Genomic DNA, 26399 nt, shown 5'->3' with positions numbered 1-26399 from the left:
GTTCCCCGCTCAAGAGTCCGGGGATATTAACCGCAGTTCAAGCAAATACCTTGGCCAGATGCGCTTCATAGCGTTTCACATCAGCTTCGATGTTCGGCACTTTCATCACATCCACTGCAAGGAACGTCGGCAGGCCGGTCATGCCAAGGAACTGGTTGGCCTTATGAAACGGGAAGTACACAGCATCGACGCCTTTGGCTTCAAAGAAGTCGCAAGCGTCGTCGAAGGCTTGTTGCGGCGCGTTCCAGGTGGCTGAAATCATGTATTGCTTGCCATGCAGCAAGCCGCCGCTGCCGTATTTCTGCGAGGCATCGGAACGTGTGCGACCGTCGTTGGCGTACAGACTGCCGTGCCCTTCGGTGAACACTTCGTCGATATACTTTTTGACCGTCCACGGCGCGCCCATCCACCAGCCTGGCATTTGCCAGACGATGACATCGGCCCACAGAAACTTCTGCACTTCCTCAGCCACGTCATAACCACCGTCGATGAAGGTTTCCTTCACGTCGTAACCGGCGCGGTCCATGAATGCCACGCCAGCGTCGTGCAGGGTCGCGTTATAGCGGCCGTCCGAGTGAGCAAACTGTTTACCACCGTTGAGAAACAATATTTTTTTCATGCCAGACCTCTGGATGCTCGGCCCTGCCCTATGTATTGGCGGAACCCGTCATTAATCGATGGGGAGAAGAATAAAGACGAAGTGGCTTATGAATAAGCAGAGGAAAGGCAAATCACTTTTGCTCAGAAGTCACGAATGATGACGCTATTGTTGACTTAGAATGCGAGCACTTCAGCAGAGGAATGCCTCAATGCCCACACCTTACGGCTTCATCCTTCACGCCCACACCCGCCCGGAAAAGTCAGCCGAGTTCGAAGCGCTGTTCAGTTCTTACGTTGCACAGAGCCGCAGCGAGCCGGGCTGCATCGAATACCACATGCTGCGCGATCATCAGGATCCGACGCTGTTCATCTTCTTCGAGGTCTGGGCGTCGAAAGAGGACCTGGACGTTCATTCCGCGCAGCCGCACATGACCGCGTTGTACGAGAAGCGTTTTGAGTATCTGGTCAGCGACTTCCAGATTCGCCGCATCGACATGCTCAGCCCTTCATCAGCAAGTGCAGCCCCAGCAGCGCCATCCCGATAAAGAAGGTGCGCTTGAACACGGCGGCGCTGATCCGCTCTCGCAGCCATTGACCGATCAGCATACCCAGCAGGGCCGGGATCAGCGCCAACAATGAAGCACCGAGTTCACTGCTGCCGAGTGCGTTGTTCGAGGACAGACCGATGGCCAGCGCCAGCGTCGAGACCGTGAACGACAGCCCCAGAGCCTGCACCAGCTGATGACGTTCCAGGCCCAGTGCCTGTAGATACGGCACGGCAGGAATCACGAAAACACCCGTCGCCGAGGTGATGACGCCGGTGAGCAGGCCGCACAGTGGACCCAGCCAGCGCTCGGTCGTCGCAGCCACCTTGAGCATCGGCAGGAACAACCCGCTCAGCGCATACAGCAGCAGCGCCCCGCCCAATGCCTGCGTCATGGAATGATCGCCGTTCATGCCCAGCCAGAATGAACCGGCCAAGGTGCCTGCGAACACCATCGCCAGCATCGGCCAGAGACGCCGAATCAACCCGCCGAAGTGCCCGCCCGTCGCAAGTTGCCAGAAGTTGGTCACGATGGACGGAATGATCAGCAAGGCGGCAGCCTGCGCCGGGAGCATAGCCAGCCCCAGCAAGCCCATGGACACAGTCGGCAGGCCGAGGCCAATCACACCTTTGACGGTGCCTGCCAGCAGAAAGGTGCCGAAGACCAGAGCGATCAGGCCGGCACCCAGCGTTTGATACGTATCGAAGAGTGTATTCATGACGCGATTCTGGGTCTTCAGGAGCCTGTTGAAAATCTGGCTTATACTCAGCCAGCCTCTGGCATGGACAGAGGCTGATCAGCCAAGGATTGTCTTTACATGCACTTCGACCTCACCGACCTGCGTCTTTTTCAGCACGTGATCGAGACCGGCAGCATCACTGCCGCCGCAACGCGCAGTCATCTGTCACTGCCATCGGCTAGCGCGCGCGTTCGGGCGATGGAAGCGTCATTGCAGGCGCCATTGCTTGAACGAGGCCGACGTGGCGTGACGCCGACGCCTGCGGGCAAGGCGCTGGCGCAGCATGCACGGGTGATCCTGCAACAGGTCGAGCGAATGCAGTTCGATCTGGCGGACTACGCGAAGGGTTTCAAAGGCCAGGTGCGGCTGCTGTGCAACACCTCAACGCTGAGCGAGCACCTGCCGGAACGATTGGCGGATTTTCTGGTGGCGTATCCCAACATTGATGTCGACATTCAGGAACAGACCAGCCTGCGCATCCTGCACGCGCTGCGTCATGGGACGGCGGATGTCGGGATCATTTCCGACGCCGTAGACGCCAGCGATCTGCAAACCCTGCCCTTCCGGGATGATCCGCTGACACTGGTCATGCCGCCTGACCATCCGTTGGGCGAGCTGACCCGTGTCAGCTTTGCACAGGCACTGGATGAGGAGTTTGTCGGCCTGTCGGTCAACAGCGCGTTGGGCATTCATATTGAAGAACAGGCGTTGCACATGGGCAAGCGCATGCGCATCCGGGTGCGTGCCGAAGGGTTTGATGGCGTCTTGCGCATGGTCGCCCACGGCGCCGGACTGGGTATCGTGCCGCAGGCCGCAGTGGACCGTGCGACCCGTCCACTGCGCTTTGCCGCAGTGCGATTGAGCGATCTCTGGGCCGACCGCAAACTGCTGCTCTGCGCCGCTGATTTCAATGCCCTGCCCGGTTACGCCAGGGCGCTGCTGGATGCGTTGGAGCAGCGACACTGATTGATCCGAGTCACATCACCCGCAGATGCGCGGGGAACGATCACGGCCGCGCTTTTGCCTTGCGCTCGCGCAGGTATGCAACCACTTCGCTCTGGGTCCCGGCGAACTCGATACGTGAGGACTTGTGCTCGCGTTGGTAGGCGTACATGGGGTCGTAGTACTCACCGAGCAGACCTTCGATCCAGCCACGATGCAGATCGACCTTGCCGCTGCGTCGCTGTTCGTCCAGCGCGTCCTGCATGATGGCTTGCAGTCGCTGCAAACGCTCGCCGCCAAGGCGCTTGTGGATGTTTTTCAGGCTTTGCAGCAAGCGCTCGGCAAACAGGTCGAAACCGGTGTCTGCGCCATGCAGGCTGATGAACTCGGCGCACAGGTCGGTCACGTAATCGCGAAGAATACGCTCGACCCGGTTTTCGAAACTGTCCTCCAGCCAGACCATCGAGCAGTCCTGCATGGTCTGGTGCAATTCCAGCGGCACGTTGCAGCTGCCCACCAGACGGCTTTCGTCTTCCAGCACGAACTGCTCGATACCGGCGGCGCGCTTTTTGAGCAGGTCGATGGCCAGACGGTTCTCGAAATCGATCTGCGCCGGCTGGCCGGTCGCCCGTTTGCCGAAGCTGGAACCACGGTGGTTGGCGATGCCTTCCAGATCAAGGCTGTTGGCGAGTTGAGGCAGGACCTCGGTCTTGCCGGTGCCGGTCATGCCGCCGAGCACCACGAAATCGCACTCGGTCACCGCGTCGTGCAGGGTGTCGAGCAGGAAGGTCCGCATCGCCTTGTAGCCGCCGATGATGCGCGGATAATCGACACCCGCCTCCTGCAGCCAGCGCTGCACGGTCTGCGAGCGCAGCCCGCCACGAAAGCAATACAGGTAGCCATTCGGGTTGGCTTTGGCGAACGCCAGCCACGCCTCGACGCGCTCATCCTTGACCGGCCCGCAGACCAGTTGATGGCCCAGCTTGATCGCCGCTTCCTGCCCATGTTGCTTGTAGCAGGTGCCGACCTTTTGCCGTTCGATGTCAGTCATCAGCGGCAGGTTGATCACGCCGGGAAACGCGCCCTTGGAAAACTCCACCGGCGCCCGGGCATCCATCATTGGCACATCGTTGAGAAACAGAGCGCGGTAATCACTGCTGTTGTCGGCCATCAGAACACCTCGACGGCGTGGGTCTGTCGCTCAAGCAGGGTGCCGACAGGCTTCAGTTGCAGGCCCGACTCGGCAGCCGCTGCCAGAAACTCCGCTTCGCCTTGCGGGGTGACCGCCACCAGCAAACCACCGCTAGTCTGCGGATCGCATAACAGGTCGCGCTGCGCGTCACTGAGCGATGCGATCTTGTCGCCGTAGCTTTCGAAGTTGCGCAACGTACCGCCCGGCACGCAGCCTTCGGCGATGTAATGCTCGACACCGGGCAAACGCGGCACGGCGGCGTAATCCAGACGCGCCGTCAGCCCTGCGCCATCGGCCATTTCAACCAGATGGCCCAACAGACCGAAACCGGTGACGTCAGTCATCGCCATCACGCCGGCCAGTTTGCCGAAGCGGCTGCCGGGCTTGTTCAGGGTACACATCCAGTCACGCGCCAGACCGACGTCCTGCTCGCGCAGTTTCGCCTTCTTCTCGGCGGTGGTGAGAATGCCGATGCCCAAGGGTTTGGTCAGGTACAGCCTGCAGCCCGCCAGCGCCGTATCGTTGCGCTTCATATGTTTCTTCTGCACGACGCCGGTCACGGCCAGGCCGAAAATAGGCTCGGGTGCATCGATGGAGTGTCCGCCCGCCAACGGAATACCCGCGGCATCGCAGACCGCACGGCCGCCGCGAATCACCTCGCGGGCCACTTCAGGCGGCAGCACATTGACCGGCCAGCCGAGGATGGCGATGGCCATCAGCGGATCACCGCCCATCGCATAGATGTCGCTGATTGCGTTGGTTGCGGCGATGCGGCCGAAATCGAAGGGATCGTCGACGATGGGCATGAAAAAGTCGGTGGTCGACACCACGCCGCGTTCATCGTCCAGCGCATAGACAGCGGCATCGTCACGCGAGGCGTTGCCGACCCACAGGTTCGGGTCCAGGTTCTGCGCGCCGCTGCCGGCCAGGATCACGTCCAGCACCTTGGGGGAAATCTTGCAGCCACACCCAGCTCCGTGACTGTACTGGGTCAGGCGGATTGGCTCACTCATCGCGACACTCTCGGTAACGGGGAAACAGGCTGCGGAGTCTAGGGTCTGTTGCGGTTTCAGCGCAAACGCCGTCGCCGTTCGGTCATGCCTTCAGCACCATGCGCCTGCCGAACTGGCCTTTCTCGCCGCGCCTCTTATAATCGCGCGCTCCAGTACCGAATCCATCGAAGCGTGCCTGCCTGGCCAGAGTCGCTTTGCCTTGTCGTTTTTTCCGCTATTGAACCGGAGAACTTTCATGCTCAAGCGTACCCTGGCGCTCGCCGCCGGCCTCGCCCTGTCCTTTACCGCACTGACCAGCCACGCGGCCGATGTGCTGCGCGTGTCGGCCATTCCCGACGAAGCACCGACCGAACTGCTACGCAAGTTCAAGCCGCTGGGTGCCTATCTGGAGCAGCGACTGGGCATGAAGGTCGAGTTCGTTCCGGTTGCCGACTACCCGGCGGTGGTCGAAGCGCTGGCCACCGACCGTCTGGACATGGCCTGGCTGGGCGGCTTCACCTTCGTGCAGGTCAACCTCAAGACCGGCAATGCCGTGCCCTTGGTACAGCGTGAGCAGGACGCGCAGTTCACCAGCAAATTCATCACCTCCGATCCGAACGTGAAAAGCCTGGCGGACCTGAAAGGCAAGACCTTCGCGTTTGGCTCCGTGTCGTCCACGTCCGGCAGCCTGATGCCGCGCTACTTCATGCTCAAGGAAGACATCAAGCCGGAAACCTTCTTCAGCCGCGTTGCCTATTCGGGCGCGCATGACGCCACTGCGGCCTGGGTTCAGGCGGGCAAGGTCGATGCTGGCGTGCTGAATGCCAGCGTGTGGGACAAGCTGGTCGCCAACGGCAAGGTCGACACCAGCAAGGTGCGCGTCTTCGCCACCACGCCGACCTACTTCGATTACAACTGGACCGTGCGCGGCACGCTGGACAAGGGCCTGGCGGCGAAAATCAAGCAGGCGTTCCTGGACCTGGACCCGGCCAACCCGGAGCAGAAAGCGATTCTTGATCTGCAGGCAGCCAGCCGCTTCATCGAGACCAGACCGGAAAACTACAAGGGCATCGAAGAGGCTGCCCGCGCTGCCGACCTGCTGAAATGACGCTGCGCCTGTCCGGGACAGACCTGCGCCACAGTAACGGTACGCTCGCGCTGAGGGGCCTGGAACTGAGCATCGCGCAGGGCGAGCGGGTGGCGGTCATCGGTCCGTCCGGGGCGGGCAAGACCACGCTGCTCAACCTGCTGGCCGGCGCTCTGCGGCCCAGCGCGGGGCAACTGGAAATACTGGGGAGCAGTCCCTGGCAGCTTTCCAGTCGGCAGCGTCAGCAATTGCGCCGTCGTATTGCGCTGATCCATCAGGCCCCGCCTCTGCCGCCGCGCCAGCGCGTGGTGACAGCGGTGCTGGCCGGCAAGCTCGGTGAGTGGGGGCTGTGCAAGTCGCTGCTCAACCTGTTGCACCCACTCGACGTGCCAGGCGCGCGCAACGTGCTCGCGCGTCTGGATCTGGCGGACAAGCTGTTCGTGCGCTGCCAGCAGTTGTCCGGCGGGCAACTGCAACGGGTCGGTATCGCCCGTGCCCTGTATCAGGCCCCGGAAGTGATGCTGGCGGACGAGCCGGTGTCGGCGATGGACCCGCGCCTGGCGGACCACACGCTGGCGCTGCTGTGTCAGCACGCCATTGAACACGGCGTGACGCTGGTCGCCAGCCTGCATGCCGTTGAGCTGGCCCTGGCGCATTTTCCGCGCATCATCGGCGTGCGGGACGGGCAGATTCATTTCGACCTGAACGCCAGCGAAGTCAGCCGGGAACACCTCGATACGCTTTACGCCAACGAACAGCTGAGCACACTGGCCACCACCGAAACACCTGCCACTGCGCCCTGGACGCCACGATGCTGAGTCGTGATCGACGCGACCCGGCCGCCATACCGCGCCTGATGATGGCGTTGCTGGCGGTCGCGCTGCTGTGGCCGGGCATCCGTCTGGCTGAACTCGATCCCACCGTTTTGCTGCAACCGGAAAACGCCCGGACCATGGGCGGTTTCGTGGCCGGTTTCTGGCCCCCTGCCCATGACCCTGAATTTCTCTCACTGTTGATCGACGCGACGTTGCAGACCCTGGCGATTGCCACGGCAGGCATGGCGTTGGCGCTGGTTTTGGCCATACCGGCAAGCCTGCTGGCGAGTTCGGCGTTGTCCCTGTCGGCCGCCTCACGTGCAGGACGGCCCGGCTGGCTCGGTCAATGCCTGCGCTGGCCGGTGCGCGGCCTGCTGATCTTCCTGCGCAGCGTGCCGGAAATCGTCTGGGCGCTGCTGTTCGTGCGCGCCGTCGGGCTGGGACCGACGGCGGGTGTGCTGGCTATCGCCATTACCTACGCGGGCATGCTGGGCAAGGTTTACGCCGAAATTTTCGAGTCCGTTGATCAACGCCCGGCCCATGCCCTGATGCAGGCGGGCAGCGGACGATTTGCCGCGCTGGCGTACGGCATCCTGCCCAATGCTGCGGCAGAACTGACCTCGTACACGGTGTATCGCTGGGAATGCGCAGTCCGCGCGTCGGTGGTGATGGGCTTCGTCGGCGCGGGTGGTCTGGGTCAACAGATCGACCTGTCGATGCGCATGTTCGCCGGTGCCGAAGTGGCGAGCATGCTGCTGACCTTTCTGGTACTGGTGCTGTTGGCCGATCAGTTGAGCCGCCTGCTGCGCGGGAGATTCACATGAGACGGGCTGGCAACTGGCTGTTATTGATCGCGATCATTGCGGCGGTGGTTGGCTCGTTCGTTTATCTGGGCATGGACCTGTTCAGCCTGAGCAGCCCTGAAAGCCTGACGCAGATGGGCCGTTATGCCCTGCGATTCATGAGTCCGGACCTGAGCGCCGGTCACTTGCAGGCCATCGGCAAGGGCGCGCTGGAAACCCTGGCGATGTCGGCACTCGGCACGCTGCTGTCGGTGATCGGCGGATTATTGCTGGCCCTGCCCGCCGCAGGTCGCCTGGGCTGGCCGATGCGCAGTCTGAGCCGTTTGCTGCTCAATGCGTTGCGGGCCATTCCAGAGCTGGTGTGGGCCGTGCTGATGGTGCTGGCCGCAGGGCTTGGCCCCAACGCCGGTACGCTGGCACTCGCGTTACACACCACGGGCGTGCTGGGTCGCTTGTTCGCCGAAGCGCTGGAAAACACTGCACCGGAACCCGCCGCTGCGATTCGTCTGCAGGGTGGCAGCGCATGGCAGGCGTTCTGCTACGGCACGCTGCCCAACCTCTGGCCGCAACTGCTGGCGTACACCCTGTATCGCTGGGAGAACAACATACGCATGGCAAGCATTCTGGGTTTCGTCGGCGCGGGCGGTCTGGGACAGATGCTCTATGTCAGCCTCAGCCTGTTCCAGGAAGCACAGGCCAGTACCGTCATCCTTGCGATGCTGGTGCTGGTATTTGCCGTGGATGCGCTGAGCGGCTGGAGCCGTCAACGGTGGGTGCGTAACTGATTACCAGAGATACGCCTCCCACAGTGCGGTGTGTGCGGCGAGTAAGCCGTGTGTCAGACATACAGACACAACCCCTTGCTCGCCGCGAACCCTCCGGACTCAATACCCCAACGACAACCCGGTATTGCGACGCGGGTCATTCGCGCCGTAGAAGCGGTTGTTGCCGACCGGCTTGCCGTCCAGCGACGGCGCACCCACCAGAATCGCTGCCACATGGTTCATGGGCTGCGGACCTGCAAACTTGTGGCCCCAGCTTTCGAGGATCTTCAACGTATCCGGGCTGACCGCGAAGGTGTCCAGGTTGGTCGTATCCGGCTGCCATTGCTGGTGGAAACGTGGCGCATCGACCGCTTCCTGGATGTTCATGCCGTAGTCGATGACGTTGAGCATGGTCAGCAGGGTCGCGGTGATGATGCGGCTGCCGCCTGGCGTACCGACGACCATCACGGTCTTGCCATCCTTGGTAACGATGGTCGGGCTCATTGATGACAGCGGCGTCTTGCCCGGCGCGATGGCATTGGCTTCGCCCTGCACCAGACCGTACATGTTGGGCACGCCGGGCTTGACGGTGAAGTCGTCCATCTCGTCGTTGAGGATGACGCCGGTCTTGCTGGCCATGACGCCTGCACCGAACCAGTTGTTCAGCGTGTAGGTCACCGAGACCGCGTTGCCCCACTTGTCGACAATCGAGTAGTGCGTGGTGTTGCTGCCTTCATGTGGCGCAACACCCGGCTTGATCCTGTTCGAATCACCGGCCTTTTGCGGATCGATTGCAGCACGCAGTTTGTCGGCGTAGGCAGGATCGAGCAAGTGCTCGATAGGATTCTTGACGAAATCCGGGTCGCCCAGATAGCTGTTGCGGTCCACATACGCGTGGCGCATGGCTTCGATCTGATAGTGCGTGCCCTGCGCCGAACGGAAGCCCAGCTCTTTCATCGGGTAGCCCTGCAGGATATTCAGGATCTGGCAGATGACCACGCCGCCGGAGCTCGGTGGTGGTGCCGACACCACGTGATAACCGCGGTAGTCGCATTCGATGGGCGCCAGTTCACGGGTCTTGTAATGATCGAGGTCAGCCTGGGTGATGATGCCCTTGCCCGCCTGACTGGAGTCGACCAGCGCCTTGGCGACCCAACCTTTGTAGAAACCGTCACTGCCCTTCTCGGACACTTCACGCAAGGTCTTGGCCAGGTCTTTCTGCACCAGTTTCTGGCCGACCTGCAGCGGCTCGCCCTTGTTGAGGAAGATCGAACCGGAATCGGCCATGTCCGCCTTGAACACGTCGGTCGCGGTGTGCAGCATGTCGATATCGCCCTGACGCAGGGTGAACCCGTCTTCAGCCAGTTTGATCGCCGGGGCAATCACATCTTCGCGCTTGCGTGTGCCGTATTTGCTCAGCGCCAGCTCCATGCCTGAAACGGTACCGGGCACGCCGACGGCCAGATGGCCTTTGGCGCTCAGGTCCGGTATGACATTGCCTTCCTTGTCCAGGTACATGTTGGCGGTAGCGGCCAGCGGAGCCTTTTCGCGGAAGTCGATAAAGGTCTTGCGGCCATCGGCCAACTGGACGGTCATGAAACCGCCGCCGCCCAGGTTACCGGCTGCGGGATAAACCACCGCCAACGCGTAACCGACTGCAACCGCGGCATCGACGGCGTTGCCGCCGTCCTTGAGTACATCGACGCCAACGTGGGTGGCCAAGTGCTGGGCCGTCACGACCATGCCGTTCTCTGCGGCGACCGGCGCCTGGGAAGCGGCAAAAGTGGGGGAATACGCAACAATCAGTGCCGTCGCAATCAGCGATCTGGCGAGGGGTTCGAACTTCATGAGCAGTCTCTTCTTCCTGAATCCGGGACGTTTGATACCCACTGCCCGCGTGAAGGGCAGTGGCGCTGCACTACCTCCCCAAGGTGTACCTGCATCCTTGCGGTGGTCGAACCTGACCAAAGTAGCGGGTCCTGAAGCGTTTACCTAGCGCAAAAGACCAAACACACGTCATCCAGCACCCGGAGCGTGAATGGGATAAGATCGCGCCACCAATGAGCATCATCCACAGCCTCTCCAGCCCGTGCCGCAGGACCATCATGATGTGCGCGTCAACTTCATCTCGCCCGACCCCACGCGTTCTGGTGGTGGATGATCATCGCAAGATCCGCGACCCGCTTGCGGTGTACCTGCGACGTCATCTGTTCGAGGTGCGCACGGCCGAAGACGCGGCGGGCATGAGCTTTGCCGCCCGCACCGGCACGCTGGTACGACGCGACGGCTCAACGGTCAGACTCGGTGCCGTGAAAGCCGAAGGTTGGACAATATGTGACAAGAATCTCAGCTCTTCCTGCGATACCCCTCGACGATCGCCGAAAAATCTTTCCCACCTTCGCCACGCAAGCTCATGGCCTGATACAGCTGATGCGCGACAGCCCCCAGAATCACCGGCTGCTGCACCGACCTTGCCGCCTCGGTTGCCAGCCCCAGGTCCTTGAGCATCAGTTCGGCTCCGAACCCACCGGTGTACCCTCGCGATGCAGGAGCGGTTTCGACCACGCCCGGCCACGGGTTGTAGGCTTCAGAACTCCAGCAGCGACCGGTCGAGGTGTTGATGATATTGGCCAGGACCTGCGTATCGATGCCCAGCGCATTGCCCAGCGCCATCGATTCCGACACGCCGATCATCGAGATCGCCAACAGCATGTTGTTGCAGATCTTGGCGATCTGACCGGTGCCGACTTCGCCACAGTGCACGATGTTACGGCCCATCTGTTCCAGCACAGGTTTGAGCGTTGCGAAATGTTCAGGTGAACCGCCCACCATGAACGTCAGGGTGCCCGCCTGCGCGCCGCCAGTGCCGCCCGAGACCGGCGCGTCACCCAGCACCACGCCTTGCTGCGCAGCCACAGCGGCAATGTCACGGATGGTCTGTGGATCGATGGTGCTGCAATCAACCGCAGGCGTACCGGGAGCGATGCCTTTCAGCACGCCGTCATCATTCAGGTACACACTGCGCACATGAGCTGCTGCGGGCAGCATGGTGATGACCAGTGAGCTGCCCTGCGCTGCCTGCCTGGGCGAATCGCTGATCTGCGCGCCCAGTTCGGCGAACTCGGCCAGTACAGTCGTGTTCAGATCAAACACGTGTAACGAGTGCCCGGCCTTGATCAGATTGCGAGCCATGGGCGCGCCCATGTTGCCCAGGCCGATGAATGCAATGTTCATTGTTATTCTCCTTCGCGGAACTGCTTGGGCTCAGCGCAGATTGATCGTGGTATTCACGCCGTCATTCACGCTGTCATCATCGAACCAGCGACTGGTAACGGTCTTGGTCTGAGTGTAGAACTGCACCACCTGTTTGCCGTACGGCCCCAGATCGCCCAGCTTGGAACCCCGCGAACCGGTGAAGCTGAAAAACGGCACCGGGACCGGAATCGGGATATTGATACCCACCTGGCCGACGTCGATTTCACTCTGAAATTTGCGCGCCGCCGCACCGCTCTGGGTGAACAGCCCGGTGCCGTTGCCGAAGGGGTTGGCGTTCACCAGCGCGATGGCCTCGTCCAGCGTATTCACCTCGATCACCACCAGCACTGGGCCGAAGATTTCCTGGGTGTAGATCTGCATGTCGGTGGTGACGCCCGAAAACAGTGTCGGCCCGACGAAATTGCCACCCTCATAGCCCGGCACTGAAATGTCCCGGCCGTCCAACTCCAGCGTCGCGCCTTCACGTACGCCACTTTCAATCAGGTCGACGATGCGCTGTCGGGCGCGTCGTGAAATAACAGGACCGATGTCGGTACCCGGCTCATGACCGGCATTGACCTTGAGCTTCTGCGCCAGCGCCTTGAGGTCCGGCAGCCACTGCCTGGATGCGCCGACCAGCACCACCACCGAGGTCGCCATGCAGCGCTGCCCGGCCGCACCAAAACCTGCGCCCACCAGTGCGTTAAGGGTTTGCTCGCGGTTGGCGTCAGGCAGCACCACCGCGTGGTTCTTTGCACCCATCATCGCCTGTACGCGCTTGCCGTGCTGCCCCGCCAGGTCATACACATGGGTGCCAACGGCCGTCGAGCCGACGAAGGAAATGGCTTTGATGTCCTGATGCGTGCAGATCGCGTCAACGACCTCTTTGCCGCCGTGCACCACATTGAGCACACCGGCCGGAATGCCCGCCTCGACCGCCAGTTCGACGAGCAGCATGGTCGACAGCGGGTCCTGTTCAGAAGGCTTGAGCACAAAGGTGTTGCCGCAGGCGATAGCCATAGGAAACATCCACAGCGGGATCATCGCGGGAAAGTTGAACGGCGTGATCCCGGCGCAGACGCCGATGGGCTGGCGCAGCGTGTAAGTGTCCACACCACTGGCTACGTTCTCGGCAAATTCGCCCATCTGTAACGTGCCGATTGAACAGGCATGCTCGACCACTTCCAGTCCACGGAAAATATCGCCCTCGGCATCGGCGAGCGTTTTGCCCTGCTCGGCACTGAGCACTGCCGCGATACGTTTGGAGTGTTCTCGAATCAGCGCCTGCAGCTTGAGCATGATGCGCATGCGCGCACCAATGGGTGTTTCCCGCCAGGTGCGATACGCCTTTTGCGCAGCAGCCACTGCCGCGTTCAATTCGTCCGGCGTGGCAAATGGCACTTGCGCGAGCACTTCCTGCGTCGCCGGGTTGACGATGTCCTGCCACTCGTTGCTTTGCGAGTCGACCCATTCGCCGTCGATCAGCAGTTTCACGCGAGCCACGGCCGTGTTGTTCTTGTTCAATGAGGCGTTCATTTCAACCGTTCTCCCTTCAGGCACACCGGACTCACCAGGCGCTCGAGGCGCGGCCGTCACGGTCTCCCTGACAGCGTTGTTGTTGGATGGTCAGAGGGCGTGCTTTGGAGTATAGATGTGCAAACTTCTAACAAGAACGCACATAAAAGCAGGCTGAACATGCAAAAAAACATCACATCCTTGGGGCTGTTGAACTGGGATGACCTGAAGTTTTTCCTTGAAGTGGCGCGCACCCGAAAAGTCAGCAGCGCCGCCAAGCGTCTGGCGGTGGACTACACCACCGTGTCGCGACGCATCACCTCGCTGGAAAACTCGCTCGGCACATTGCTGTTCGAAAAGTCCCGCAACAACGGCTTCATCATGACCGCCGAAGGTCAGCGCCTGCTGGGTTACGCCGAGTCCATCGAAAGCACGCTGCACCTGGCCTGCGAACAGGTCTCCGGCTCAAGCGTGGCGCTGTCCGGACACATCCGCATAGGCTGCACCGAAGGTTTCGGCAGCTTCTTCATCACGCCGCAACTGAGCCACTTCCTGGACGCCTACCCCAGCATCTCGGTCGACATCCTGCCGCTGCCACACTTCATCAGCCTGTCCAAACGCGAAGCCGACATCGTCATCGCCCTCGAACGCCCCGAACACGGGTCGTACGTGTGCTGCAAACTCTGCGACTACAGCCTGCGCCTGTACGCCACGCAGGACTATCTGGACAACCACCCGCCGATCCAGCGCAAGGAAGACCTGAGCCAACACCCGTTCATCAGCTACGTCGACGACCTGGCCTTCAGCTCCGAACTGCTCTACCTCGGCAACCTGCTCCCCAACGCCCAGGCGCAACTGCGCAGCACCAGCGTCATCGCCCAATACACCGCCGCCCTGCAGGGCCGCGCACTGGCAATCCTGCCGTGCTTTCTGGCATCGCAGGATCCGCGACTGGTGCCGGTGCTGAGAGATGAAGTGGAGATCATTCGGCAGTTCTGGATGTACTGCCGGGAGGACTTGAGGAAGTTGAAGCGGATTACGGTGTTGTGGGATTACGTGAGGGAGGTGACGGAGATGAACCGGGGGTTATTGTTGGGCGAGACAGCGACCCCGTGTTTCAAGGACTTAAGGCCGTTGGCCGCTCATGATGAGAAGGCGGCATATAGGCCGTGTTGAGCCAGCCGCCCTTTTGGCCCGAGACCGGAGCGTTTCAAAGCATAAAGTTGATCCTGAAAACATTCCGCTCAGGGTCCAGCAGCACGGCCTGATACCAGTTGTAATAGGTCAGGTATGGTGCCTTGATCAGCGTCGCGCCCTGCTCTACCGCGAGCGGCACAAGTCGATCCACTTCGGCTTGTTCCGAGACGTCGATGTTGAGCAGGAACTTGCACCCGCTGCTGCCCGCGAACTCGTTGAGGCCCAGCAACTCATAGGCGTCGAGCGCATTGAAACCGATGCTGGATTGGCCTGTGTCCAGCCCGCGAAAGATCGGCGATCTGATGGCTTCGATTTCGGGGAAGCCGAACAGCTCCGAGTAGAAGGTGCTCAGGCGAACGATGTCCTAGGCGAACACGTTGACGTAAGACAGTGAGTTCATGTCAGGCCACCTTGCTGCCGCCGAAGGTAGTCTGTTTGACGAACTTGGACAGCAAGTGATCGCCCGAAGTGACCGGCGCATGCCGAGGCGTGGCGCCATCCGGCAGGCAGCCTGGCAGACACTCGATCAAGGTGTCGTAGTTAGGCTGATGGAAGAACACCAGCGACTGACGCCGGTTGTCCTGCTCACTGGTCACCGGCGGGTTGACGACGCGATGCAACGTGGAAATCCACTGGTCGTTGGTCCACTGCATCATCAGGTCGCCGATGTTGACGACAAAACCATTCTCGACATACGGCACATCGACCCACTCGCCTTGCTGATTGCGCACTTGCAGACCGCCCAGCGCGTTGTCGGGACGCACGATGGTCAGGCTGCCATAGTCGGTATGCGCACTGGCCCGTAACTGCCCTGCCTCGACTTCGGTTTTGATGTCCGGATAGCTGAGGCTGCGAAACATGCTGATATGCCGGTCAATCCTGTCGTCGAAAAAATGTTCGTCCAGTTCCAGCGCCAGGGCAAACAGGCGCATCAGCGACTGGGCCAGTTCGCTCATGGCGTCGAAGTAGGCTTGATACGCCTCTTTGAATCCAGGCAGCAATGCTTGCGAAGGCCAGACATTGGGGGCGAAGTGCGAACCCGCTTCGGCGTTGTGGTAGTAATCGTCATCCGGCACGTTGCTCGGCCCGATGGAGAAGGACTCTTTGAGGTCCCCCGGCGCACTTTCCTCCAGCGAATACGACAGGCTCTCTTCGGCTATCGCGCTGTAACCACGCACCATCTCCGGGCTGGGTCGGTCAACCTTGCGCTTTTCAGCCAAGGGTAAATCAAAGAACTGCCGGGTCAGACGCGACACCCTGTCTATAAGCTCCTTGGGAATCCGGTGCTCGGTGATCACCAGAAAACCGATGTCCTTGCACGCCTGATTGACTGCCTGCGCCACGGCTGCCTTGCCGTCCGGTTCTCCTGAAAAATACGGGGCCAGGTTAACGATGGGCACATATTGCAGAGTCATACGGCTGATTCCTCTCGCTGACAGGATTCGGAAAAGGCTGGCCTCCAAGGGTGAAGGTCATCGAGGCGTGAGCAGAAACCATGCCACTGGAGAAATTCATAACGCAGACAAAACGTTAGCTTTCCGTGCCATCGGACCGGATCAAATGGTCTGAAACGGAGTGCATGGTTTGAAGGCGCAGTGACGGAAAACGGGCCACAACTGCGCACACGCTCGTCCACTGTTTCTAGGCAGTTTCAATACGCTGAATGACGTCGGCAGTCGTGGTGACTTCACCGAACTCATAAGCAATCGTCGTCATCGATATGCGCTGAACGTCCTCGGCGGATACAGCACCGAATCCGACATCCGGGTAGTCCATTGCCGCATTGGCATCGCTCAGGGCGATGACCTTGTACTCGCGGTGCACGCCGTCCCTGATCGTGGTTTCGCAACACACGTTGGTGACCGTGCCGCAGACGATGATGGTATCGACATCCCGCGCACGCAACACGGTGTCCAGGTCCGTGTTATGGAAACCGCTGTAGAACAGCTTGTCGATAATCACGTCACCTGGCTCAGGCGCGAGCGCTTCGATAACCTCGACGTCCGGGTCATGCCGCGCGAGGATCTGGTCCACGTTGGGGTATAAATCGCGCATGCGCCCGGTATCCGAACCATCACCGCGCACAATGTGACGCAGATAAACCACCATCACCCCACCCGCGCGTGCGGCGTTCAGCAGCCCTTGAATGGGCCGGACAATGTCAGCGGTATTTTTTACGTACAACGCACCTGCGGGCTCACAGAAGACTTTTTGCATATCCACGACGATGACCGCAGTTCTGCGCAGGTTGATCGACCACTGGACGAGGGGCTTGCTCATGGGATTCATCTCGGTTGAGCCTGACAGGCTGGAGAGACTTGCCAAGCAATAACCGTGCTGTCGGCATATGCCGTGACGAACGATATATCGGGGTGACCGCCCATCTCGCAGCCCCCCAAAAAAAGTATCGACGCTGCGCGGTGAGCAGACCTTCAAAGCCCCAACATCAACCCACTCAATCGTTTCACCTTGCGCCGCAGTGCTTCTTCGAACACGCCCTGCCGGGGCTCGATCAGGCTGAACCAATGTTTGGCACGGGTGATGCCGGTGTAGATCAGTTCCTTGGTCAGCACCGGGTTCAGGGCTTCGGGGAGGATCAGCGCGGTGTGAGCGAATTCAGAGCCTTGGGATTTGTGGACGGTCATGGCGTAGACGGTTTCGACTTCGTTGAGTCGGCTGGGCAGGACGAAGCGCACGCCGCCGCTGCCATCGTTACGTGGGAACGCCACGCGCAGGACCTGCGTGTGTTCGCCTTCCCGTTCCGGCAGACGCAGGGTGATGCCGATGTCGCCGTTCATCAGACCCAGGCCGTAGTCGTTGTGGGTCATGAGTACAGGGCGGCCCTCGTACCACTGTTGCTCGCTTTCGATCAGATTGGCAGCGAACAGCGCGTGGGTGATGCGCTGGTTCAAGCCCTCCACGCCCCAAGGACCTTTGCGGACGGCGCAGAGCAGTTGAAACGAATCGAATGCCTCCAGCACGGAGCGTGCCCACACAGTCCAGCATTGGTCATCGAGGGTCGAGCCTGGTGCAGGGCGTTCGTCGGCCAACACGTTCAAATAATGCCGATAGCCTTGCGGTCCCTGCTCACCTTTGCCGAGGCCGTCGAGTACAAGACGTTCGAACTTGAGGTCTTGCTCGCCTTTGAGCGCCAGTGCGAAAAGGTCACTGTGACTGCCTGCCGCCAGCAGCGCACGCGCCTGTTGGTCCTGTTGCTGGTTGACCAGTCGCGCCAGTTGTCCGATACCGCTGCCCTGCCCGAAACGGCGCGAGTGACGCAACATCACCACTTGTTGCGCCAATGGATGCTGTTGCGCATCGCCCTGACGCAGACCGCCCTTGTCCAGTTGCTCGCCGCTGACGGCTTCCAGCCAGGCTTGGGTTTCGGGGCTGTAAAAGCCTTCTTCAGCGTCGCGACACAGGTCGCCGAGTACCGCACCTGCTTCGACGGAGGCTAACTGATCCTTGTCGCCCAGCAGGACCATTCGTGCATGGGTTGGCAATGCGTCCAGCAGATTGGCCATCATTTCCAGATCGATCATCGATGCTTCGTCGACCACCAGCACGTCCAGCGGCAGCGGGTTGCCTGCGTGATGACGAAAGTGCCGCGTGCCGGGACGACTGCCCAGCAAGCGGTGAACCGTGGTGACCTCGGCAGGAATCCTCTGCCGCACCTCGGCGCTGACATCCAGACTCTGCACCTGCTGGCTGATGGACTCGGTCAATCGCGCCGCCGCCTTGCCGGTCGGCGCTGCCAGACGGATGCGTAAAGGCTGGCCGCTCTGCACGGCAGGCGCTTGCAGCAACGCCAGCAAGCGCACCACGGTGGTGGTCTTGCCGGTGCCGGGTCCGCCAGTGATGATGCTGAAAGCTCGACGCGTAGCCAGCGCGCAGGCCAGTTTCTGCCAGTCGATGATGGCGTCCGGCGCAGGGTTGGCCGCGCCGAACAAGGCCTCGAGACGCCGCGCCAGCTCTGTCGGCGGCGCTTCGTCCTGCGCCAGCCGCTGACGCAACGCCGCCGCGATGCGCCGCTCGTAGGTCCAATAGCGGCGCAGGTAAAGGCGTCGATCCGACAGCACCAAGGGCTTCTGCAGCGCCTCGACGCTGGAGTCTTCTGCACGCGCCACCAGAATGCTGTCCGCCAGTGCCTGACACCATGCAGCACCGTCCAGTGCTGCCAGCAGCTGCGAAGGCAACAGCATCGGCCCGCTTTGCAAATCGCCTTCCGGCGGCAAAGAAAGGGCGAAATCGGGCTCTTTCAATGTTTCGTACAGGTCGAGACACACATGGCCGTGTCCCAATTGATGGCTGGTCAGCGCGGCGGCGACCAGCACCAGCGGATCGGCCTGCGGATCGAGGTCACTGAGAAATGCCACGAAAGCGCGGTCCAGTGCGCGCAACCAGCCTCGCTCGACCCAGCGTTCCAGAAGGATCAGCAAATCCTGAACGCGGTGCAGCGGGCTCAGGTCTGTGAGGCTGACGTCATTCAGCGCGGTGGGCAACAGCTCTTCGAACGAGCGAGTCATGCGAAGGCTCCTGACAATGCCTGCGGTACGGGTTTGCCCTGAAAGAGCAGGTCCAGGCTTTCGATCAGCTCACGCGGCGGCCGGGTGAAATACGCGCCTTGAGTGGACGCATGGGCGCCGCGCAGGAACAGGTACAGCGCGCCGCCCATATGCTGGTCATAGTCGTAATCGGCCAGCCGCGCCTTGAGCTGTCGGTGCAAGGCCAGCAGATAGAGCACGTATTGCAGGTCATAGCGGTTGTCGAGAATCGAGGCCTCCATCGCCAGCTCCGTGTAGGCGGTCTCATCCGGACCCAGCCAGTTGGACTTGTAGTCGGCAACGTAATAACGCCCCTGGTGTTCGAACGTCAGGTCGATGAAGCCTTTGAACATGCCGTTGAGCGAGACGGTTTCGGTGGCAGCGCGTGGCGCGTTGTCGTGGGTAAAACGACGCACGAGGGCGTCCATCTGCCTGACGTCGACCTGATTGCTGGCGAACCAGAATTCCATCTCGACGCGATATTGATTGGGTTGATCCAGCTCGCCCAGCGCAACCAGCGCAGTATCCGGTGACAGACGCAGCGGCATGTTCAGCACATGCTGCAGCCAGTAGCACAGGGTGTTGATCCAGCCTTCCCAGCCGCGGCGGTTGCAGCGTCTGGCGACCGCATCCTCGAGACGCTCGGGGTTACTGGCAGCCTGCGCAAAGCCATCGTTGCCCGCCCATTCCAGCAGACCGTGCAGAAAGGTGCCGGGGTTCGGACCCCGCGGGAAGCGATGGATATCGCCGCCACTGGCTGGCACGTCGCGAGGCGCTTGCGGGTCAAGGCGTTCGTCATCGAACAGTTTCTGCGCCTGCGGGCTGTCCGGAGACTGGTCGGCACCGGCGGTGATCGTGTCGCCGATGCGCAGCGCACTGTACGAGGCGATCCACCAGTTTTCGGCAGCACGCCGTTTGGGGACCAGCGGCTTGAGCAGCGAGGCTTCGTTACGCGGCGCGCTGAAAGTTTCGCCGGTCGGTTCGGGCACAGGCTGCAGCGCAATGGCCTCGCAGCCCGCATGCAGATCACGCAGCCAGACGTTCAGATCAGCCGACTCACTAAGCACCGCGCCTCCACCCAGCAGGTAACCCAGCGCCGAACGGTGCAGCATCGAGCTGTTGGCGTTGCCGCGCTTGAGGTCTGCGACGCCCAGCCAGCAGGCGTGTTCCGAGCGGGTCAGGGCGACGTAGAGCAGTCGCAGATCTTCGGCCAGACGCTCGTCGTCCGACTGCTGAATCAACGCTTCGGTGGGCTGCAGACTGATCTGCGCATGACCGTCGGCATCGTGAAACTGCAACGGCAGGCGACTGCCGTCCACAGGCTTCGAAGAGCAGATGAACGGCAGGAACACCAGCGGATATTGCAACCCTTTGGACTTGTGAATGGTCACGACCTTGACCAGTTGCTCGTCGCTTTCCAGGCGCAGGATCTGCTCTTCGCCCGCCTGGCCGGACAGCGCCAGATGATCACCGAGGTGACGAATCAGGGCCTGTTCGCCATCGAGTTCGGCAGCAGCCTGTTGCAGCAGTTCGGACAGGTGCAACAGATTGGTCAGCACACGCTCGCCATCGGTGCGGGTCATGAGTGTCTGTGGCAAGGCGAAGTCATGCAGCAGACGACGCAGCATCGGCAGCACGCCCTGAGTGCGCCAGATGGCGCGATAGCCACGGAACTGCATGACGCGACGTTCCCAGGCCAGTTCGTCCTGATTCAGGCGCTCCAGCTCGGCCAGCGGCAGGTCGAGGGTGATACAGGCCAGTGCGGCCCGCAGCGTGCGCTCCGAATCGGGTTCGGCACAGGCCTTGAGCCACGACAGCAGGTCGTGCGCTTCCTGCGCGGCGAACACGGAGTCCTTGTCCGACAGATAGACGCTGCGCACGCCGCGCGCCGAAAGCTCGTTGCGCACAGCCTGGGCTTCCTTGCCGTCACGCACCAGAATGGCGATGTCGGCGGGACGCAGGCCACGCAGCGCCTTATCTGGCGCGGCAAACCCGGCGAGACCTTGCTGACCTGCATTGAGCAGTCGCACGATCTCACTCGCGCAACTGGCCGCCAGTTGTTGACGATAAGCAACGCCGGATACCGGTTGATCGCTTTCCAGACGCCAGACCGTCAATGCCGCGAGCGCTGCGCCATCAACCTGTAGCGTCTCCTTGCGCCCTTGAGCCAGCGCTTTGGAAAATGGCACGGGATTGTGTTCGCCTTCCCGGAACAGAAACGCGCCGCGCCCTTCCGGACGCAACTCGGCGCGTTCGAACACATGGTTGACCGACGCGACCATCGCATGGCTGGAGCGGTAGTTGGTGTCCAGCGTGTGCCAGCGACCCGAGGTGGCCTGACGGGCGCGCAGGTAGGTGTAGATGTCTGCACCTCGGAACGCGTAGATCGCCTGTTTGGGGTCGCCGATCAGAAACAGGCCGGTCTGTTCATCGTTGTCTTCAAGGCGATAGATGCTCTCGAAGATGCGGTATTGCACAGGATCAGTGTCCTGAAATTCGTCGATCAATGCGACGGGAAACTGTTCGCGAATCAGGGTCGCCAGTCGCTCACCGCCGGCGCCGTGCAAGGCGCTGTCGAGCCGCAGCAACATGTCGTCGAAGCCCATTTCCGCACGGCGACGCTTCTCTTCTTCAAAACGCGCGCTGACCCACTGCGCAGCATGTTGCAACACTGCGGCATCGGGCTTCGGCAAACCATCAAGCGCGGCCTTGAGCGCTTGCATTGCGTCGAAGGCCGGGTGCGAAGGCGGGTCGCTTTTCCATGCTTCGGCAATGCCTTCGGGTGTCAGTCGGGTGAAACCGGTGCCCAGGTCCAGTGCCTCAACCGTTTCGTCGGCTGCCCAAGCGGCAAGCTTCTCGAACCAGGGTCTGAAGTAGCGCTCCTGCATCTTGCGGCCGTCGACAATCTTGCGGGCCACGCCGTCCATGCAGATCGCTTGCAGTTCAGCGGTCCAGACGGTCCAGGGTGCTTTCAGCGCGGCCAGTGCCTTACGACGCTCCAAAAGGGACGCGGCGATCAACTCGGCGGGCTCTTGAGTGCCGAGAGTGCGCTCACGCCCGAAAAGCCCCCGCACGCGGGGTAACAGGGCCGCTGGACCGCTCCAGTGTTCACGTACCCAGTTCAGCGCATCGCCGCTCATGGGATAACAGAATCGACGCCAGTAATCGCGCAGCACTTCGCCCAACAGATCGCTGTGATCGGTTTCCAGGGTCTGGGTGAACAGACTGCCACTGTCGAAGGCGTGCTCGCGCAACATGCGCTGGCACCAACTGTGGATCGTGGACACCGCGGCCTCGTCCATCCACTGCGCCGCGATGTCGAGCCGATTGGCACAGCTCGGCCAGAGTTCAGCGCTGAATTGCTCGCGTAACTCGGCAATCAGGTCATCGGGCGCGTCGATTTCATCACGAAAGAATCGCGCCGCCTCGGCGAGTCGGGTACGAATCCGGTCGCGCAATTCTTTGGTCGCGGCGTCGGTAAAGGTCACCACCAGTATTTGTGGCGGCAGCAATTCGCGGCCGAAGCCTGATGATTCATCACCGTGCCCCAACACCAGGCGCAAATACAGCGCCGAGATGGTGAAGGTCTTGCCGGTGCCGGCGCTGGCTTCGATCAGTTGACTGCCGCGCAACGGAAAGCGCAGCGCCAGTGGGAGCGTCACGTCGTTCATGCACCGGCCTCCGCGCTGGAGAGCGATTGCCAGGGCGCGTCGTAGATCGGCTTGTAGAGTGTATCGCACCAGCCGGCAAATTCTTCGCTGTCCATCAGGGCATCAAAATCCGGGTATTGGCGGGCCAGCGCCGTGCTTTCCCGACGCTCACCGTCGGTGGTCTGGCCGTCGCCTTCATAGGCTTTGCGAGCGGCGGCTTCGGCTTTGTCCAAAGGCTGTCCCAGCCAGGCGAATGCGGTTTTCACGGAAACCGGCAAAGGCTGCTGCATGCCGCGCAGCCAAGCCATCAACAGGTGGTTGAGGGTCGTGACCGCGGCGTCCTTTTCCAGTGGAGCCAGCATCAGGGTTTCATCACTGGCCACCAGCGCAGTACTCAGCGGCAATCCACAGGCGCAGGCGACCAGATGATTCACCCAGGGCCGGATCAGCCTGTGCCACTTGCGGGTCTTCTTCGAGCCAATGCTGTTGGGAATCGCGGTGATCAGCAGCAACTCGCCCTGGCCGTTGCGATGCAGACCGCCCAGCCAGCCATCGATGCTCACGCCGTTATGGCTGAAACTGATCGGCAGCGCGCTGCTCAGCGGCTCGGGCCAGAGCGTCAAAAGGCCCTGATAACGCCTGAGCACATCGGGCAGTGGTTCTATCAACTCCTGCTGCATACACGTACCGAAACCTGCCAGCGGAAGCAGGCCGCTGGCTTGCAGTTTGAGCGCCTGGGCCTGCAGCGCACTATCGATATTGTCCGGCTGGGCCATGGCGGCATTGAGCAGACTGTCGCTGAGACCATAACGCTCAAGCGCGTCGAGCACGAAGGGTTCTTCATCGGCCAACGGGGCTTCGGCAACTTCAAAGTAGATTTTCAGACGTTGGCTGAAAAAGTGCTTAACGGGGTTGCGCAGAAAGTCCTGCAATTGGGCGATGGTCAGCGGCTCATCCTGTTCGTGTGCTGGCAGTACAGCCTGAACGGGCACTACGGCATCGGTTTCATGCAGGAGTCGCCATTCGCGGGCGAAACTGAAATAGCCGGTGCCTTCATGAAAATAATGGGCGCTGAACGGCTGCAATGGATGCTCCAGCGTCAACGCTTTCAGCAGCCTTTCTCCCTCATCGAGCTTGCCGGTTGCATCTGCCTCACCGGCCAGCTTCCACCCGCTGGCCAGATGATCCCGCAACTGACCGATCAGCACCGATGCAGGCCGATCACTGTTGTCACGAATGCTGCGGCCGACCCAACTGATGTAAAGCTGGTCCCGGGCGGATAGCAGTGCTTCCAGCAGAAGATAGCGGTCGTCTTCACGTCGCGAACGATCGCCGGGGCGGTAGTCACTGCCCATCAGGTCGAAGTCCAGCGGCGGTTGGGCACGTGGGTAATCACCATCGTTCATGCCCAGCAGACAGACCACTTTGAAGGGAATTGCCCGCATGGGCATCAGCGTGCAGAAGTTGACCGAACCTGCCAGAAAGCGCTGGGACAGCCGACCCTGATCCAGTCCGGCCAGCCAGGCTTCACGAACGACCGTCAACGGCAGTTCATCAATGAGACCGACGGTTTCGCAGGTCTCCAGCCAGCTTTCGCGCAGGGTTTCGAGCTGGGCGAGCAGGTAATCGTCGTGCTCACTGTCGGCGGCGAAGAAGAGTTGCAGGACAGCTTGCAGACGAGCGCCCCATTGCGTCGGGGTGGCCGGTTTCGAAAGTTCGCCATGAGCGGCCTCCAACGCGTCAATCAGGGCCACCAGCGGGCCGATCAACGCGGCGTCCAGCCCACCGATTTCATCGTAGGGTTCGATCCCTTCGTAAGCAGCACCGGCACCGACGGCATAGCCGAGCAGCATGCGGCGCAGGCCGAAGTGCCAGCTGTTCTGCTCCAGTGCATCCGGCAAACCCAGCCCTGCACGTTGAGGTGCATTCAAGCCCCAACGGATGCCTGCGCCTTCGATCCAGCGATGCAGGGTCGGCAGATCGCGCTCCTGAATCCGGAAGCGTACGCGTAGCGCGGGGACGTCGAGCAGGTCGAGAATCTCGCTGACCGGGAAGCGGCTGTCGGGCAGTTTCAGCAGGTGCTCGACGGCGATCAGTAAAGGCTCGCGGCCACGCTGCCCCTGGTCAGCCAGCGTGAACGGGATGAAGCGGCGATCATCGCGTTCTATCTGGCCGAAAACGGCGCGGATGTGCGGCGCATAGCTGTCGATGTCCGGGACCATGACGATCACATCACGCGGACGCAATTCGGGATCACGACTGAAACGGGCCAGGAGCTGGTCATGCAGCACTTCGACTTCCCGTTGCGCGCTGTGGGCAACGTGAAAGCGGATGGAGCGGTCTTTCAGAGCGTCTACGGCTGGCCATAGCTCTCGCGTTTCATCCAGAGGACGCAGCTCAAGGATGTCGTCCTGCAGTTGATTCAGAATGTTCCTGGGTTCGCTTTCGCTGAACAGGTCGATGCGCTCGTCCTTGAACGAGGCACGATAGCTGCGCGGGTCGTCGTGACTGTCGAGCAGATTGATGTAGTCACGACCCTGCTTGCCCCATGCAGCGAGCAAGGGATGCGCGTGCTGGTGCAGAGCCTCGGGGTCGAGCACCAGTGGCATACCGGCCTTGCGTGCCTGACGCTTGTACTGATGGCGCAGCAAGTCTTTGTCGGCAACGATGTCGGCCCAGTGATGACGGCATGGATTATGGACGCAGAGCAAAACCTGACTGAATCGAGCCAATCCGGCGAGCGCTTCGAGCGCCTGTGCGGGCAGTGATGAAATGCCGAATACGATGACGCGCGCAGGCAGTCCGGCAGGCGCTTCAGTCAGCGTGCTGATGCGCTCGATGAAACGCTGATGCACGCCTGCACGACTCTGGGCCATACCTTCGGCACCGACATCGTGCAATAGCGCTCGCCATAGCTCTGCTTGCCAGCAGTTGGAAGCGGTCAGCGGCTTGGGCTCACCTCTTACGTTGCGCAGTTGATGACGCCCGGCTGCCCAGTCTTCCAGCCAGTCAGCGCGGTATACCTGATATTGGTCGAACAGATCCGACAGACGCTCCGACAATTGATAGCGCTTGCGCAGATCGGTGTCTGCCGTGAGGAAGCGTTGCAGCGGTTCGAAATGAGGCTGGTGGATGAGCTCCGGTAACAGACGCATGAGTCGCCAGGTCAGCGGGCCTTTGTCGAGCAGAGAGGTTTCGGGGATTTCGTCTCGACCCAGGACTGTCCGGTAGAGCTTCCACATGAAACTGCCGGGCAACTGAACGTCGATGGCGGCAGCGATACCGCATCCACCAAGGTCCTCATCCTGAGCATCTTCGGCCAGAGCCAGCTTCAGCCATTGGGCGATGCCATTGCTCTGCACCAACGCAATCTCGTTCTCCAGCGGGGCCAAGGGATAACGCCGCATCCAGGAAACAACCAGACTGCGCAGCTCATCCAGGCGGTTGCCGTGAACCACCATGAAGCCAGCGCTCAGCGAGGTTGTGACGGGCATGCTTGCTTCCTTGACGTTAACGAGTGAAACCTGAGGCCAAACCATAAGGGCAAGCGCCAGGGATTGCCACTCACAAGTTGAAGGCAGGGTATGCAACCTGATCGCCGGAAGCAGGTTGAACGCTGGATCACCGGCAAGAGTTAGAAGGCTTTTACAGACGCCACACAGACAAAACCCCTCACCGCGTGAGCGATGAGGGGTTCTGGAATTGAATCTTGACGATGACCTACTCTCACATGGGGAAACCCCACACTACCATCGGCGA

Annotated in this window: 20 protein-coding genes and 1 pseudogene; 8 read left to right on the top strand and 13 right to left on the bottom strand. The window is 61.2% G+C overall.

Features of this window, described 5'->3' with window-relative positions:
• Positions 1 to 37: 37 nt before the first annotated feature.
• Positions 38 to 619: an NADPH:quinone oxidoreductase MdaB gene (locus JTJ32_RS12615; protein ID WP_210042240.1), complete on the bottom strand. Its 582-nt coding sequence runs from the start codon at positions 617 to 619 to the stop codon at positions 38 to 40.
• A 190-nt stretch (positions 620 to 809) separates the two neighbouring features.
• On the opposite strand from JTJ32_RS12615, the gene JTJ32_RS12610 reads away from it, so the two are divergent.
• Entirely contained in the window at positions 810 to 1145 is a 336-nt protein-coding gene (locus JTJ32_RS12610; protein ID WP_099226443.1) for a putative quinol monooxygenase, read from the top strand.
• Here JTJ32_RS12610 and JTJ32_RS12605 read toward each other — a convergent pair.
• The gene (locus JTJ32_RS12605; RefSeq protein WP_210042238.1) at positions 1099 to 1863 is read right to left on the bottom strand and encodes a sulfite exporter TauE/SafE family protein; all 765 of its coding nucleotides are present in this window, start codon (positions 1861 to 1863) and stop codon (positions 1099 to 1101) included. The genes JTJ32_RS12610 and JTJ32_RS12605 overlap by 47 nt on opposite strands.
• Positions 1864 to 1962: 99 nt before the next feature.
• On the opposite strand from JTJ32_RS12605, the gene JTJ32_RS12600 reads away from it, so the two are divergent.
• Positions 1963 to 2850 (top strand): LysR substrate-binding domain-containing protein, encoded by an 888-nt coding sequence (locus JTJ32_RS12600; RefSeq protein ID WP_210042237.1) that lies wholly within the window; start codon positions 1963 to 1965, stop codon positions 2848 to 2850.
• A gap of 40 nt (positions 2851 to 2890) precedes the next feature.
• Here the strand turns inward: JTJ32_RS12600 and mnmH are convergent, their stop codons facing one another.
• Both mnmH and selD read right to left on the bottom strand, forming a co-directional pair.
• Positions 2891 to 3997: a tRNA 2-selenouridine(34) synthase MnmH gene (mnmH, locus tag JTJ32_RS12595; protein WP_210042236.1), complete on the bottom strand. Its 1107-nt coding sequence runs from the start codon at positions 3995 to 3997 to the stop codon at positions 2891 to 2893.
• Positions 3997 to 5031, bottom strand: a complete 1035-nt coding sequence (gene selD, locus JTJ32_RS12590; protein ID WP_184321412.1) for a selenide, water dikinase SelD — start codon at positions 5029 to 5031, stop codon at positions 3997 to 3999. Before selD ends, mnmH begins: the two co-directional genes overlap by 1 nt.
• A 235-nt stretch (positions 5032 to 5266) precedes the next feature.
• Here selD and JTJ32_RS12585 point away from each other — a divergent pair, with 235 nt between their 5' ends.
• Genes JTJ32_RS12585 through phnE form a run of 4 tightly spaced genes read left to right on the top strand, consistent with a single transcriptional unit; the run spans position 5267 to position 8500 of the window.
• On the top strand, positions 5267 to 6118 hold the full coding sequence (locus JTJ32_RS12585) for a putative selenate ABC transporter substrate-binding protein (protein ID WP_043305147.1): 852 nt from the start codon (positions 5267 to 5269) through the stop codon (positions 6116 to 6118).
• On the top strand, positions 6115 to 6915 hold the full coding sequence (locus JTJ32_RS12580; RefSeq protein ID WP_210042235.1) for a phosphonate ABC transporter ATP-binding protein: 801 nt from the start codon (positions 6115 to 6117) through the stop codon (positions 6913 to 6915). The genes JTJ32_RS12585 and JTJ32_RS12580 overlap by 4 nt, the downstream gene beginning before the upstream one ends.
• Entirely contained in the window at positions 6909 to 7736 is an 828-nt protein-coding gene (locus JTJ32_RS12575; RefSeq protein ID WP_210042234.1) for a PhnE/PtxC family ABC transporter permease, read from the top strand. The genes JTJ32_RS12580 and JTJ32_RS12575 overlap by 7 nt, the downstream gene beginning before the upstream one ends.
• Positions 7733 to 8500 (top strand): phosphonate ABC transporter, permease protein PhnE, encoded by a 768-nt coding sequence (gene phnE, locus JTJ32_RS12570; protein ID WP_210042233.1) that lies wholly within the window; start codon positions 7733 to 7735, stop codon positions 8498 to 8500. The genes JTJ32_RS12575 and phnE overlap by 4 nt, the downstream gene beginning before the upstream one ends.
• Positions 8501 to 8599: 99 nt before the next feature.
• On the opposite strand, the gene ggt is transcribed toward phnE, so the two are convergent.
• Complete coding sequence (ggt, locus tag JTJ32_RS12565) at positions 8600 to 10327, bottom strand: gamma-glutamyltransferase (RefSeq protein WP_210042232.1); 1728 nt, start codon at positions 10325 to 10327, stop codon at positions 8600 to 8602.
• A gap of 260 nt (positions 10328 to 10587) precedes the next feature.
• On the opposite strand from ggt, the pseudogene JTJ32_RS12560 reads away from it, so the two are divergent.
• A pseudogene (locus tag JTJ32_RS12560) lies at positions 10588 to 10725 on the top strand (response regulator); the annotation flags it as partial.
• 100 nt (positions 10726 to 10825) lie between these two features.
• On the opposite strand, the gene mmsB reads toward JTJ32_RS12560, so the two are convergent.
• On the bottom strand, positions 10826 to 11713 hold the full coding sequence (gene mmsB / locus JTJ32_RS12555; RefSeq protein ID WP_210042231.1) for a 3-hydroxyisobutyrate dehydrogenase: 888 nt from the start codon (positions 11711 to 11713) through the stop codon (positions 10826 to 10828).
• A gap of 30 nt (positions 11714 to 11743) precedes the next feature.
• Positions 11744 to 13270 carry a CoA-acylating methylmalonate-semialdehyde dehydrogenase gene (locus tag JTJ32_RS12550; protein ID WP_184321435.1) on the bottom strand — a complete coding sequence of 509 codons (1527 nt, stop codon included), beginning with the start codon at positions 13268 to 13270 and terminating at the stop codon, positions 11744 to 11746.
• 159 nt (positions 13271 to 13429) lie between these two features.
• Between JTJ32_RS12550 and JTJ32_RS12545 the strand changes: the two genes are divergently transcribed.
• On the top strand, positions 13430 to 14425 hold the full coding sequence (locus tag JTJ32_RS12545; protein ID WP_210042229.1) for a LysR family transcriptional regulator: 996 nt from the start codon (positions 13430 to 13432) through the stop codon (positions 14423 to 14425).
• A 34-nt stretch (positions 14426 to 14459) separates the two neighbouring features.
• Here the strand turns inward: JTJ32_RS12545 and JTJ32_RS12540 are convergent, their stop codons facing one another.
• The 6 genes from JTJ32_RS12540 to recC form a co-directional block, all read right to left on the bottom strand.
• A complete protein-coding gene (locus JTJ32_RS12540; protein ID WP_328823972.1) occupies positions 14460 to 14807 on the bottom strand; it encodes a VOC family protein in 348 nt (115 codons plus the stop codon).
• A gap of 40 nt (positions 14808 to 14847) precedes the next feature.
• The gene (locus JTJ32_RS12535) at positions 14848 to 15861 is read right to left on the bottom strand and encodes an isopenicillin N synthase family dioxygenase (protein WP_210042227.1); all 1014 of its coding nucleotides are present in this window, start codon (positions 15859 to 15861) and stop codon (positions 14848 to 14850) included.
• A gap of 226 nt (positions 15862 to 16087) precedes the next feature.
• Positions 16088 to 16726, bottom strand: coding sequence for a cysteine hydrolase family protein (locus JTJ32_RS12530; protein ID WP_210042225.1), 639 nt, complete (start codon positions 16724 to 16726; stop codon positions 16088 to 16090).
• A gap of 152 nt (positions 16727 to 16878) precedes the next feature.
• The gene (gene recD / locus JTJ32_RS12525) at positions 16879 to 18972 is read right to left on the bottom strand and encodes an exodeoxyribonuclease V subunit alpha (RefSeq protein ID WP_210042224.1); all 2094 of its coding nucleotides are present in this window, start codon (positions 18970 to 18972) and stop codon (positions 16879 to 16881) included.
• Complete coding sequence (gene recB, locus JTJ32_RS12520) at positions 18969 to 22661, bottom strand: exodeoxyribonuclease V subunit beta (RefSeq protein ID WP_210042223.1); 3693 nt, start codon at positions 22659 to 22661, stop codon at positions 18969 to 18971. Before recB ends, recD begins: the two co-directional genes overlap by 4 nt.
• Positions 22658 to 26134: an exodeoxyribonuclease V subunit gamma gene (gene recC / locus JTJ32_RS12515; RefSeq protein WP_210042222.1), complete on the bottom strand. Its 3477-nt coding sequence runs from the start codon at positions 26132 to 26134 to the stop codon at positions 22658 to 22660. Before recC ends, recB begins: the two co-directional genes overlap by 4 nt.
• Between the last annotated feature and the right edge of the window lie 265 nt (positions 26135 to 26399).

This window comes from Pseudomonas alliivorans, from assembly GCF_017826695.1.
In the GTDB taxonomy this organism is placed as follows: domain Bacteria; phylum Pseudomonadota; class Gammaproteobacteria; order Pseudomonadales; family Pseudomonadaceae; genus Aquipseudomonas; species Aquipseudomonas alliivorans.
This window is presented reverse-complemented; position numbering and strand designations above follow the sequence as displayed.